Here is an 11790-nt window from a genome sequence, read left to right on the forward strand (position 1 = left end):
ATGCTGGCCTCTTCGCGTCATGCCGTGCGCCAGCCGTTCGCCGGCGGCATGGAGTCGTTCGTGTTCGAGTTGGCGCGGGCGCTGACGGCCAAGGGACACCGTGTCAGTCTGTTCGCGGCCCCGGGGTCGGACGCCGACCTGCCGTGTGAGGTGCTGCCCGTGCACACCTTCGCGATGAGCGAGATCTCCCGGGCCGAGCTGCACTCGCCGGAGTGGACCGTGCACGAGACCCACGCCTACCTGGCGGTGATGCTCGACCTGGCGGGCCGCCTCCGCGGTGACTTCGACGTGGTGCACAACCACAGCCTGCACTACCTGCCGTTGGCGATGGCGCGCACGATCCCGGCCCCCATGGTGACCACGCTGCACACCCCGCCGCTGCCGTGGCTGGAGCAGGCGGTGGCGCTGCCCAGCGGAGTGCACAGCGCGTTCACCGCCGTCAGCGCGTTCACCGCACGCCAGTGGGAGCCGATCACCGGCGACGTCGCGGTGGTCCCCAACGGCGTCGACCTCGCCGCGTGGCGGCCGGGCCCCGGCGGCGAGTACGCCGTGTGGACCGGGCGGCTGGTCCCCGAGAAGGGCGTCACGACGGCCATCGCCGCTGCCCGCCGAGCCGGCATGCCGTTGCGCGTGGCCGGTCCCATCGGCGACGGGCACTACTTCGACACCGTGGTGGCACCGGAACTCGGCGACGACGTGCGGTACTGCGGACACCTGCGCCAGGCCGAACTGAACGCGCTCGTCGGCGGCGCGTGCGTGGCGCTGGTGACACCCGCCTGGGAGGAGCCCTACGGGCTGGTGACGGCCGAGGCGCTGGCGTCGGGCACCCCGGTGGCGGCGCTCGCTCGCGGTGGCATCCCCGAGATCCTCGACGAGTCGTGCGGCCGGCTGGTGGGTGACGACGACGTGGACGCGCTGGCGAAGGGCATGCTCGAGGCCGCGTCGCTACCCCGGTCGGCGGCGCGGTTGCGGGCCGAACGGCACTGCTCGCACGCCCACATGGTGGACCGCTACGAGGCGCTCTACGAGCGGCTGATCCGTGACCCGCAGGCGCGGGTCCCGGCATGATCGGGTACTACGTCCACCACCACGGCCGTGGTCACCTGAACCGGGCGCTGGCCATCACCCGGCACCTCGACGAGCAGGTGACGTTCCTGTCGTCGTTGGCGCGCCCGGACGATCTCGACGCGCGGCACGACTGGCTGGCGTTGCCGATGGACACCCCGGCCGGGGGCGCGCCGGCGCATGCGGCCGTCGTCGATGCGACGGCCAACGGGCGACTGCACTGGGCGCCGCTGCACGTGCCCGGGTTGGCGCGGCGGCACGCGATCATCGCGCAGTTCGTCGACGCGCGACAGCCGCGGCGCATCGTCGTCGACGTGTCGGTGGAGGTGGCCATGCTGGCCCGCCTCTGCGGCGTGCCCGTCACGTGGATGGGCATGCCGGGGGAGCGCGACGACCCGATCCACCGGCTGGCCCTCGACGTCGCCGACTCGGTGATCGCGCCATGGTCGGAGCGGGTGTATCACCCGTCGTGGCTCGCCGCCCACCGGGACCGCACGCACTTCGTCGGGTCCATCACGCGTTTCGACGGCAGGCAGGTGCCCGCTCGGTCGGACGGCCCGCCGACCGCCCTGCTGCTCGCCGGTGCCGGCGGGACGGCGGTCGCGGAGTCCGCGCTCGAGGAATTGCAGTCGGTGGCACCAGAATTCGAGTGGGTGGCAGCCGGCGGTGCGGGGCCGTGGCTGGAGGACCCGTGGCCGGTGATCGGCGGGGCCGACCTGGTGGTCTGTCACGCCGGCCAGAACGTCGTCGCCGACGTCGCCGCGGCAGGCGTCCCGGCGGTGATCATCCCGCAGGACCGGCCCTTCGACGAGCAGCACGCCACGGCGTCGGCGCTCGCCGCGGCGGGTATCGCGGTGACGGTACCGCGGTGGCCGGCCGTCGAGGAGTGGTCGTCGTTGATCGGCCGAGCCCTGGCGCTCGATGCGTCGCGTTGGCGCCTGCTGGACACCCGTGGCGCCGCCGCGCGCGCCGCGGCGGTGGTCGCGGCATGACGGCGGTGGCGTTGGTGACGGTGGTACACGGCCGCCACGAGCACCTCCGACGTCAGGAGATCGGCATCGCGGCCGGTACACGTGCCCCCGACGCCCGCGTCGTCGTGGCGATGGACGACGACGCCGTCGCCGCGCTGGTGCCGCACGAGGCCACGGTGCTGCCGTGCGCGCGGGAGGCCGGCCGGTTGCCGCTGGCGCGGGCCCGCAACCTCGGCGCCCGGGATGCGTTGGACCGTGGTTGCGACCTCCTGGTGTTCCTGGACGTCGACTGCATCCCGGACCCGACCATGCTCGAGCGGTACGTCGACGCCCACCGCCGCGCGGGCGGGCCCGCCCTGCTGTGCGGTCCGGTGACCTACCTGCCGCCCACCGCCGCCACCGAGGATCCCGATGCCCTTGCCGCGCAGCGCGATCCGCACCCGGCGCGGCCCAGCCCACCCGACGGCACCGTGGTGTCCGACGGCGACCACGACCTGTTCTGGTCGTTGTCGTTCGCGGTGTCGGGCGCCGGATGGCAACGCATCGGCGGGTTCTGTGAGGACTACACCGGGTACGGCGGCGAGGACACCGACTTCGGCGCGACGGCGGCGCAGCGGGGGGTGCCGCTGCACTGGGTGGGTGGGGCGCACGCCTACCACCAGTTCCACGCGGTGTCCGATCCGCCGGTGGAACACCTCGCCGACATCGTCGCCAACGCCCGTGTCTTCCGGGCCAGGTGGGGCCGATGGCCGATGCCGGGGTGGCTGGACGCATTCGAGGAGCGAGGCATGATCGAGAGAAACGGCGAGCACATCGAGGTGGCAACGTGACCAACACACCCAAGACACCCAACACACCCAAGACACCGGGCGACTTCGCAGGCGAGGTGGCGCACTGGTCGGACGTCCCCGGCTGGTTCGATTGGCGCGCAGGACAACTCGAGGCCATCGCGGCATTCGGCGACGGCGCGACGATCGTCGAGGTGGGGGTGTACCTCGGCCGCAGCCTGCTCTCGCTGGCCGAGGTGGTGCGTGAGTCCGGCAAGCAGATCACCGTCGTCGGCGTGGACACGTGCCGCGGCAGCGGCGCCGAGGGGCCTGCGGGCATCGACGCTCACGGCCCGGCTGCGGCCAGTGGCGGCGGCACGTTCGCCGGGTTGCTGCACCGCAACGTGCTGGCGTGCGGGGCGGCCGACGACGTGCAGGTGATCATCGGGTCGTCGACGACGGTCAGCCGACTCTTCGCCGACGGGTCGTTGACGTGGGTGCACGTGGACGCCCGGCACGACTACGACAGCGTGGCCGCCGACATCGACGCCTGGGCGCCCAAGGTCGCGCCCGGCGGATGGCTCACCGGCGACGACTACGACGAGTGGAACTGGCCGGAAGTCATTGCCGCCGTGCGTGACCGGGCACCGGACGCCCAGCGGTGGCTGGACCGTCAGTGGCGCTGGGTCAAGCCTGGTTCTTGAGCGGCTCGTCGTCTCCGACGGTGTGGGTCTCCACCCGGTGATGCCGAGTCACCAGGTCGAAGTCCTCGCCGTACTCGCCTGCGGCGTGGATGACCGCCCGTTCGACGACCTCCGTGCTGCGGCGCTCGACGTGCACGATGCGGTCGTCGCGAAGGTCCTTGTACAGCGCCACGCACAGCAGGGTCATGACGAAGATGAACGGCACGGCCGCGACGATCGTCAGATCCTGTAACCCGGTGAGGGCATCGGCGCCGCCGCCTCCGATGATCAGCATGATGGCGGCCACGGCCCCGGTGAGCGCACCCCAGAAGACCACGGTCGACCGGCGCGGATCGTGTGACCCGCGTTCGGACAGCGAGCCCATGACGATGGACGCGGCGTCGGCCCCGGAGACGAAGAAGATGGCCACCAGCACCATCACCAGCACCGTGGTGATCTGCGCCCACGGCATGGTGTCGAGCAGGTGGAAGAGGGCGCCGGTGCTGTCGACGCTGCCGTCGGCGCCCACCATGTCACCGACCGTCCGTTGGCGTTCGATGGCCGCCCCGCCGAAGATCGCGAACCACACCAGGCTCACGGCGGCCGGGACCAACAGCACGCCCGTGACGAACTGCCGGATGGTGCGGCCACGGCTGATGCGGGCGATGAACATGCCGACGAACGGCGTCCACGACACCCACCAGGCCCAGTAGAAGATGGTCCATGCCGACAGCCAGCCGGCCAGCGCGTCGTGGCCGTTGGCGTCGGTGCGCGAACTCATGGCGACGAAGTCGCGGACGTAGTCGCCCAGGGCGCTGGGGATGAGGTTGAGGATCAACAACGTCGGCCCGACGACGAAGACGAACACGGCGAGCAGCAGCGCCAGCACCATGTTGATGTTGGACAGCCACTGGATGCCGCGGGCGATGCCCGAGACCGCCGACAGCACGAAGGCGACGGTCAACACCGCGATGATGGTGACCAGCAGCGGCGTGCCCACGGTGCCCGCCCAGCCGTTGAACTCGAGGCCGTCGCCGATCTGCAGCGCGCCGAGGCCGAGCGAGGCGGCCGAGCCGAACAGCGTGGCGAAGATGGCCAGGATGTCGATGACCTTGCCCGCCGGTCCGTTCGCCCGATCGCCGAACAGTGACGTGAACGCGGCGGACAGCAGTCCCGGCCTGCCCTTGCGGAACATGCCGTACCCGATCGCGAGACCCACCACGGCGTAGATGGCCCAGGGGTGCAGCGCCCAGTGGAACAGCGTCGTGGCCATCGCCGTCTGGAACGCCTCGTCGGACTGGGCCTCGGTGGTGCCGGGCGGCGGGGTCACGAAGTGGGTCAGCGGCTCCGCGACGCCGAAGAACATCAGCCCGATGCCCATGCCCGCACTGAACATCATCGCGATCCACGACGTGGTGCGGAACTCCGGTTCCTCGTCGTCGGCGCCCAGCGGGATGCGCCCGTACTTGCTGGCCGCCAGCCACAGCACGTAGATGACGAAGAAGCTGGCCGCGAGCACGAAGAACCAGCCGAGTCCCTTGATCACCGAGCCCTTGGCGCTGGCGGACACGCTGGACAGTCCGGCGGTGTCGACGATGCCCCACACGACGAACGCGATGGCCATGACGCCGGTGACCCCGAACACCACCCAGTCGCGCCCGGGGTTGCTGACCTGGGGCTCCACGGGCTGGGTGATGGGTGCCAGCGGGTTCTCGTCCGGGGTGTCTCCCGATGAGACGGCGGCGTCGTCCGTGTCGAGCGACATGTTCGGTTACCTCGCATCCTCGTAGCGGCTCGGAGAACGTAGTGCCTCGGAGAACGTGATTGCAGCACCGAGGTGTGGGTATGCCCACAACGCTCGACGCCTACACGCGTGGGGCCGCAGTGCCACGTCGCGAGCAACCGGGTGCGGGCTCGTGGGGAGCGGGTCGCAGCCATCCGCGGCGCGACATTTCCGCATGGCGCGCACCGAAGTCAAGTCGCGTATCCCCGGTCTGGGCGACGAATCCGTGGCGGAGATCAAGTTTGGGTGCGGATCCCATCGGGTACAGGCGGTCAGCGGTTCCCCATTCGCCAAGGAGTTGGTCCAGCGTGCGCACTCCCCACCCCACCGACGTGGTTCTCGCGGCCACCAGGCTGTACAGCGGTCTGCCCGTCGTCGGCAAGCACCTCGAACCGTTCGCCGGTCTGACTGCCATGGCGCTCTACGGCGGTCACTACGCGCCGACGGCGCTGCGGTCGGCGATCGCGCGGCGTACCGCCCCCGTCGGGGCGGCTCCCGTGGGCGTGCCCGAGGTGACCCCGAGCCGGATCCCGCCGTACGTGGCGTTCCGCGGCCAGCGGCGGCGATGCCTGCACCGCAGCGGTGTCCGGTACGGCGACCACCCGGCCCAGGTGCTCGACGTGTGGCGCCGCCCCGATCTGGAACCCGGTGCTCCCGTGCTGCTGTTCGTCCCCGGTGGCGCGTGGGTGCAGGGCACCCGCGCCGTGCAGGGGCACACGTTGCTCGACCACCTGGTCAAGAAGGGCTGGGTGTGCCTGACCATGGACTACCGGGTGTCGCCGGTGCACCGTTGGCCGCGTCACGTCGCGGACGTCAACGCGGCCATCGCGTGGGCGCGCGCCAACGTCGACCGCTTCGGCGGCGACCGCGACTTCGTGGCGATCGCCGGGTGTTCGGCGGGCGGGCACCTGGCGGCGCTGGCGGGGTTGACCCCTGGAGACGAGCGGTTCCGGGGCGAACTGACCGCCGACGCCGACACCACCGTCGACGCCGTCGTGGGCATCTACGGCCGCTACGACTGGCAGGATCGGTCGACGCCGATGCGGCGCAACTTCCAGTCGTTCCTCGAACGCGTGGTGGTGGGACGCAGTCAGCGACGGCACCCCGACGTCTACGAGGCCGCCTCGCCCATGGCGCGCATCCACGCCGATGCCCCGCCGTTCTTCCTGATCCACGGCGAGCACGACGCGATCATCCCGGTGGACGAGGCGCGGGCGTTCCGCGACGCGTTGGGTGCGGTGTCGCGAAACCCGGTGCGGTACCGGGAGGTTCCACGCGCGGGCCATGCCTTCGACCTGGTCGACACGTCGCATGCGAGGCGCTGCGCCGTGGAGGTGGCCGACTTCCTCGACGGTGTACGCGTGCACCACGAGGGCGCCCGCGTGTCCGCTGCCGTGTGAGGCTGCCCGGGCGCGACTGAAGCTCCCGGGGACGTCGTGCGTTGTGCACGACGTGATCACGAGACGAGATTTCACCGCACTGCTGGGGTTGGCCGCGGCCGGGACCGCGACGCTGCGTGCGGCGCCTGCAGCCGCGACACCGGGCGGGCACACGGAGTTTCGCAGCCTCCGCCAGGTCGACGCGGGCCCACTCACCGTCGGATACGCGGAGGACGGCCCTGCCGACGGTCCGGTGGTGATCCTGCTGCACGGCTGGCCCTACGACATCCACGCCTACCTCGACGTGGCCCCGATGTTGGCGGACAGCGGGTTTCGGGTGATCGTGCCGTACGTCCGCGGTTTCGGCAGCACGACCTTCCGCTCGGCCGACGCCATGCGCAACGGGCAGCAGGCGGCGGTGGCCGGTGACGTGGTGGATCTGATGGACGCCCTCGGCATCCCCGATGCCATCCTGGCGGGGTTCGACTGGGGCTCGCGGTCGGCCGCGATCGTGGCGGCCCTGTGGCCGCAGCGGTGTCGGGGCTTGGTCGCCGTCAGCGGGTACCTCGTGGTGGACCGGGCCGCGCAGCGGTTGCCGTTGGCCCCGCGCGCGGAATACGGCTGGTGGTACCAGTACTACTTCGCCACCGAACGAGGTGAGCGCGGCTATCGCGACAACACCCGGGACTTCAACGAGTTGATCTGGCGCCAGGCGTCGCCGCAGTGGTCGTTCGACGAGGCCACGTATGCCCGCAGCGCGGCGGCGTCCGCGAACCCCGACCACGTGGCGGTGGTGGTGCACAACTACCGGTGGCGGCTGGGACGGGCCGACGGGGAACGGCGCTACGACGAGCTGGAGCGTCGGCTCGCGGCGCGACCGCCGATCACCGTCCCGACGATCACGGTGGCCAGCGACTTCGACGGACCAGCCAGGGACGGTGCCGGGTACCGGGCGTCGTTCACCGGCCGGTACGCCCACCGGGTGCTCGACGGGATAGGCCACGACGTGCCGCAGGAGGCGCCGCGCCAGTTCGCCGACGCCGTGGTGGACGTGGCGGGTTGGGCCGCCGGATGAGCCGGCGGTGGGCGGGCGTCACTCAGGCAGCGGCCAGCGCGGCGCGCAGCAGATGGCGTCCGCGGTGGGTCCGCGACATCACCGTGCCCACGGGAATGCCTTCCAGCTCGGCGATCTCGCGGTGGGAGAGCTGGCGGACGTCGGCGTAGTAGACCGCGGCGCGCAGCGCCGGGGCCAGGTCGGCGAACGCGCGGGCGAGGCGGGGGTCGCAGAGCCGGTGCAGCGCTTCGTCCTCGGCGGACGGGTGTGCGGCACCGGAAGGCGCTGCCGCGTCGTCGAGCACGTCCACCAGGGTCTCGGCGGGCCGACGTTCGGTCTTGCGGTGGGCGCTGATCCAGGTGTTGACCAGGATGCGAAAGAGCCACGCGCGCAGGTTCGTTCCCGGCTGGAAGCGGTGCAGGTGCAGCCACGCCTTGGTCAGCGTCTCCTGCAGTAGGTCTTGCGCGTCGTGGTGGTTGCCGGCGTAGCGGCGGGCGGCGCGCTCCAGGTCGGGGACGAGGGGCAGCACGTCGCGGTCGAAGTCCGGGAGGGGAGTGGTCGGGGTGGCAGGCGAAGGAGGCATGTCCCCATGACAGCAAGGGGAGAACATCGCGTCCAACGATCGTTTTCGATGCCTGTCATCGCCCATCGCGATAGCATGCGCGGCATGGAGTTGCGGCAGTTGGAGTACTTCGTGGCGGTCGCCGACGAGATGAGTTTCACCCGCGCGGCGCAGCGGGTGCACGTGGTGCAGTCGGCGTTGTCGACGTCGGTCAAGAAGCTCGAGGAGGAACTCGACGTCGCGCTGTTCGACCGCTCACGTCAGCAGATCCGGCTCACGCCCGCCGGCGAGGAACTGCGCCACCATGCCCGCGGGCTGTTGCGCGCAGCGCGGTTGGCCAAGGACGCGCTCACCGAGTATCGGGGGAGGCTGACCGGGACCGTGGACTTCGGATCCCTGGTGACCTTCGGCCGTCTCGACGTACCGAAGGTGCTCGGCGAGTTTCACGCGGCGCATCCGTTCGTGCGAATGAGCCTGCGGCTCAGCCAGATCGGATCATCGGCCTATCTGACGTCGATCGTCGACGGCGCATTGGACCTAGCCCTGGTGTCGGCGCCGCACCGCTTTCCGGTGGGCGTCGACACCGACCTGCTGGCCGAGGAGCCGATGCTGTTCGCCTGCCGTCCCGACCACCGGTTGGCGGGCCGCAAGCGGGTGGCGCTGCGCGACCTGGCCGACGAGCCCATGGTCGGTTTCCCGGAGGGGTTCGGCATCCGGCGTCTGGTCGACGAGGCGTTCGCCGAGGCGGGGGTGATGCCGCGCACGCTCTACGAGGTCCCCGGTGACTACACGGCGTGGGCGGCGTTGGTGCGCAACGGTTTGGGGACGGCCTTCATGCCGATGAGCGAGGTACGACGCTTCGACGGGCTGCTGGGCCTCGAGTTGACCGAGCCCATCATCTGGCGCATCTACCTCGCGCGGCCCACGCCGGACCGCATCGGCCCGGCCGCTGCACGCCTGGCCGACATGCTGGTGGAGGCGGCGCGCGCGGTGTGACCATGCAGACATTGTTAGTGCCCTAACCATTTGGGTACGATCGGTCTCGTGACCCCGCCCACCGTCGCCGACGTCGACCCGCTCGCCCTCGAACAGCAGGTGTGCTTCGCGCTGGCCGTCACCAACCGCGCGGTGCTCGCGGTCTATCGCCCCCTGCTCGAACCCCTGGGACTGACGCATCCGCAGTACCTGGTGATGCTCGCGCTCTGGGATCACGACAAACGGGATCACGGCCACGAGGACCTGCTGTCGGTCAAGCAGATCGCCACGGCGTTGCAACTCGACTCGGCCACGCTGTCCCCGATGCTCAAGCGGCTGGAGTCGCTGAACCTCATCACGCGCACCCGCAGTGTCACCGACGAACGCACCACCCGGGTGGGCCTGACCGACGCCGGTAGGGCGCTGCGCGCGCAGGCCTTGAGCATCCCGGCCGCCGTCGTCGAACGCCTCGGCGTCGACCTCGACGAACTGCACGACCTGCGCCGCGTGCTGACCCGCGTGAACGCCGCCGCGCTCGCCGCCGGTGCGCTCGCCAGCTGACCACCACCATTCTCACGAGGAGCGAAAGATGGCCGCCGACACCCCGTCTCGAACCACGTCACGAACGACGCCGAACCTGTTCCAGTACCTGACGTACTGCTACGGGCGCAGGCTCCCGGAGTCGATGAACCGTTGGGTGGCAGAGGATCTCGCCTCCCAGGGCGCGGTGCGCCGGCACATGATCCGGATGGCCATCCCGCCGCTGCTGGTGTTGGGCCCGTTCTGGTTGATCCCCGCCTCGTTCTACGTCCACCTCGAGATGACGGCGCCGATCTACGTGTGGGCGCTGCTGATGGCACTGGCGCTGAACAAGGTCTGGCGTCGGCATCGGCTCGCCCAGCACGGACTCGACCCCAACCTCGTCGACGTGATCAAGCGCAAGCGCGACGCCCAGATGCACGAGGACTACGCACGGCGCTTCGGCCCCCGACCCGAAGAGGCCAAGTGGCAGTCCAACAGCAGTCCCTTCTGACCCGGTCCCCGCTGCCCTCGCGCAGGTACGCTCGCGCACGTGCAGGACACTCCGGCTGACGAGGTAGCGGCCGTCGCAGAGCAGCCGGGTAGGCGGTGGGTGCGGCTGGCGACCGTGACCACCATCCTCGCGGTCCTCCTGGGCGTCCCCTGGTGGCTCCTGGTGCTGGCCGGTCCGCGCTGGCCCGTGGCCGTCGGGCTCGCCGGAACCGCGGTGTTCGCCGCCGTGTTCGTCGCCATCCCGGCGTCGATGATGCTGGGGCACGGCCGCAGACACTCCGACCGGGCCGCCGTCCTCGGGGACTCCCTGCTCGGTGCCGCCTGGGTGGTCTTCACCTGCGCGGTGCTCGGCCAACTGCTACGGCCCGTGCTCCTCGTCGCCGGCGTCGACGATCCGATGCGGTCGCGCATCGTCGCCGCCGCCGTGATCGCCACGGCCGCGGTGGTGCTGGCGTGGGGCCACTACGCGGCCATGCGCGTCCCGCACGTCGAGCGGCGCGACCTGAACGTCGACCGCCTCGGCGCCGGACTCGACGGCCTGCGCGTCGTCGTCGTCACCGACACGCACTACGGGCCGATCGACCGCGCGCGGTGGAGCCGGAAGGTGGTGGCCCGCGTCAACGACCTCGACGCCGACGTCGTCTGCCACGTCGGGGACATCGCCGACGGCACCCCCGCCCAGCGGGACGTCCAGGCGCGCCCCCTGGCCGACGTCCGCGCCTCGATGGCGCGCGTCTACGTCACGGGCAACCACGAGTACTTCAGCGAGGCGCAGGGCTGGCTCGACTACATGACGTCGATCGGCTGGGAGGCGCTGCACAACCGGCACCTGGTGGTCAGCAGGGGCGGTGACCGCCTGGTGATCGCCGGCGTCGACGATGCCACCGCCCGCGGGTCCGGGGTGGCAGGCCACGGCGCCGACCTCGAGGCCGCCCTGGCCGGTGCCGACCCCGCGGACCCCGTACTGCTGTTGGCCCACCAGCCCAAGCAGGTCGCCCGCGCCGCCGCGGCAGGCGTCGACCTGCAACTGTCCGGGCACACCCACGGCGGGCAGATCTGGCCGTTCAACTTCCTGGTGCGGCTGGAGCAGCCGGTCGTCGCCGGTCTGAGCAGGCACGGCGAGCGCACCCAGCTCTACACCAGCCGGGGGACCGGGTTCTGGGGTCCGCCGTTCCGGGTCTTCGCACCCAGCGAGATCACGGTGCTGACGTTGCACGCCCTGATGCGTTAGGCGTGCGATCGCGCCATCGGGGTATCCACCCGGCATGACAGCCCTGCCCGACGACCCCGATCCGAGCCGGACCCCCGGCCTGGAACCAGGAGGCGGCGTCCTTCCCGGCGATACCCCACCCGACACCGACCAGACGTCGGCGACCGCCAACAAGGATCCCGTGGTCCGCCACAAGCTGTCCCCGGCCGGAGCCACCGGCATCTCGGCCATCGTGGTCGTCATCGTGATGTTCGCGATCATCGCCGTGCTGCTGTCGGTGTACCTGGCCCACAAGTACGGCTAGCGAGG

General features: G+C 71.1%; 13 protein-coding genes. 11 read left to right on the top strand and 2 right to left on the bottom strand.

Annotated elements, in window-relative coordinates:
• From AC30CM_RS05410 to AC30CM_RS05425, 4 genes are read left to right on the top strand one after another with little or no spacing between them, the layout of a single operon-like run.
• Complete coding sequence (locus tag AC30CM_RS05410; RefSeq protein ID WP_490115875.1) at nt 1–1068, top strand: glycosyltransferase; 1068 nt, start codon at nt 1–3, stop codon at nt 1066–1068.
• Complete coding sequence (locus AC30CM_RS05415) at nt 1065–2057, top strand: glycosyltransferase (RefSeq protein WP_490115802.1); 993 nt, start codon at nt 1065–1067, stop codon at nt 2055–2057. The genes AC30CM_RS05410 and AC30CM_RS05415 overlap by 4 nt, the downstream gene beginning before the upstream one ends.
• Nucleotides 2054–2866, top strand: coding sequence for a glycosyltransferase family 2 protein (locus AC30CM_RS05420; RefSeq protein WP_490115803.1), 813 nt, complete (start codon nt 2054–2056; stop codon nt 2864–2866). Before AC30CM_RS05415 ends, AC30CM_RS05420 begins: the two co-directional genes overlap by 4 nt.
• A complete protein-coding gene (locus AC30CM_RS05425) occupies nt 2863–3507 on the top strand; it encodes a class I SAM-dependent methyltransferase (RefSeq protein WP_490115804.1) in 645 nt (214 codons plus the stop codon). Before AC30CM_RS05420 ends, AC30CM_RS05425 begins: the two co-directional genes overlap by 4 nt.
• On the opposite strand, the gene AC30CM_RS05430 is transcribed toward AC30CM_RS05425, so the two are convergent.
• Nucleotides 3491–5251: a BCCT family transporter gene (locus AC30CM_RS05430; protein WP_490115805.1), complete on the bottom strand. Its 1761-nt coding sequence runs from the start codon at nt 5249–5251 to the stop codon at nt 3491–3493. The two genes, AC30CM_RS05425 and AC30CM_RS05430, sit on opposite strands and share 17 nt — an antisense overlap.
• A 326-nt stretch (nt 5252–5577) precedes the next feature.
• On the opposite strand from AC30CM_RS05430, the gene AC30CM_RS05435 reads away from it, so the two are divergent.
• Together AC30CM_RS05435 and AC30CM_RS05440 are read left to right on the top strand one after the other, a co-directional pair.
• Nucleotides 5578–6669, top strand: a complete 1092-nt coding sequence (locus AC30CM_RS05435) for an alpha/beta hydrolase fold domain-containing protein (protein ID WP_490115806.1) — start codon at nt 5578–5580, stop codon at nt 6667–6669.
• A 52-nt stretch (nt 6670–6721) separates the two neighbouring features.
• Nucleotides 6722–7723 (top strand): alpha/beta fold hydrolase, encoded by a 1002-nt coding sequence (locus AC30CM_RS05440; protein WP_490115807.1) that lies wholly within the window; start codon nt 6722–6724, stop codon nt 7721–7723.
• Between the two features lie 22 nt (nt 7724–7745).
• Here AC30CM_RS05440 and AC30CM_RS05445 read toward each other — a convergent pair whose 3' ends face one another.
• Nucleotides 7746–8285 carry a sigma-70 family RNA polymerase sigma factor gene (locus AC30CM_RS05445; protein WP_490115808.1) on the bottom strand — a complete coding sequence of 180 codons (540 nt, stop codon included), beginning with the start codon at nt 8283–8285 and terminating at the stop codon, nt 7746–7748.
• An 84-nt stretch (nt 8286–8369) separates the two neighbouring features.
• On the opposite strand from AC30CM_RS05445, the gene AC30CM_RS05450 reads away from it, so the two are divergent.
• Genes AC30CM_RS05450 through AC30CM_RS05470 form a run of 5 tightly spaced genes read left to right on the top strand, consistent with a single transcriptional unit; the run spans nt 8370 to nt 11785 of the window.
• Nucleotides 8370–9260 carry a LysR family transcriptional regulator gene (locus tag AC30CM_RS05450; RefSeq protein ID WP_490115809.1) on the top strand — a complete coding sequence of 297 codons (891 nt, stop codon included), beginning with the start codon at nt 8370–8372 and terminating at the stop codon, nt 9258–9260.
• A gap of 48 nt (nt 9261–9308) precedes the next feature.
• Nucleotides 9309–9800, top strand: coding sequence for a MarR family winged helix-turn-helix transcriptional regulator (locus tag AC30CM_RS05455; protein WP_490115810.1), 492 nt, complete (start codon nt 9309–9311; stop codon nt 9798–9800).
• Nucleotides 9801–9828: 28 nt separating this feature from the next.
• A complete protein-coding gene (locus tag AC30CM_RS05460) occupies nt 9829–10272 on the top strand; it encodes a DUF5313 domain-containing protein (protein WP_490115811.1) in 444 nt (147 codons plus the stop codon).
• Nucleotides 10273–10311: 39 nt separating this feature from the next.
• Complete coding sequence (locus AC30CM_RS05465; RefSeq protein ID WP_490115812.1) at nt 10312–11502, top strand: metallophosphoesterase; 1191 nt, start codon at nt 10312–10314, stop codon at nt 11500–11502.
• Between the two features lie 34 nt (nt 11503–11536).
• Entirely contained in the window at nt 11537–11785 is a 249-nt protein-coding gene (locus AC30CM_RS05470) for a DUF6480 family protein (protein ID WP_490115813.1), read from the top strand.
• Nucleotides 11786–11790: the final 5 nt, after the last annotated feature.

Source organism: Mycobacterium sp. DHQP2018-32-09 (assembly GCF_058148405.1).

Bases quoted from the DNA above. Each gene is read 5' to 3' on its own strand.
- AC30CM_RS05410 (WP_490115875.1), top strand. From the start codon at position 1: ATGCTGGCCTCTTCGCGTCATGCCGTGCGCCAGCCGTTCGCCGGCGGC.
- AC30CM_RS05415 (WP_490115802.1), top strand. From the start codon at position 1,065: ATGATCGGGTACTACGTCCACCACCACGGCCGTGGTCACCTGAACCGG.
- AC30CM_RS05420 (WP_490115803.1), top strand. From the start codon at position 2,054: ATGACGGCGGTGGCGTTGGTGACGGTGGTACACGGCCGCCACGAGCAC.
- AC30CM_RS05430 (WP_490115805.1), bottom strand. From the start codon at position 5,251: ATGTCGCTCGACACGGACGACGCCGCCGTCTCATCGGGAGACACCCCG.
- AC30CM_RS05445 (WP_490115808.1), bottom strand. From the start codon at position 8,285: ATGCCTCCTTCGCCTGCCACCCCGACCACTCCCCTCCCGGACTTCGAC.
- AC30CM_RS05450 (WP_490115809.1), top strand. From the start codon at position 8,370: ATGGAGTTGCGGCAGTTGGAGTACTTCGTGGCGGTCGCCGACGAGATG.
- AC30CM_RS05460 (WP_490115811.1), top strand. From the start codon at position 9,829: ATGGCCGCCGACACCCCGTCTCGAACCACGTCACGAACGACGCCGAAC.
- AC30CM_RS05470 (WP_490115813.1), top strand. From the start codon at position 11,537: ATGACAGCCCTGCCCGACGACCCCGATCCGAGCCGGACCCCCGGCCTG.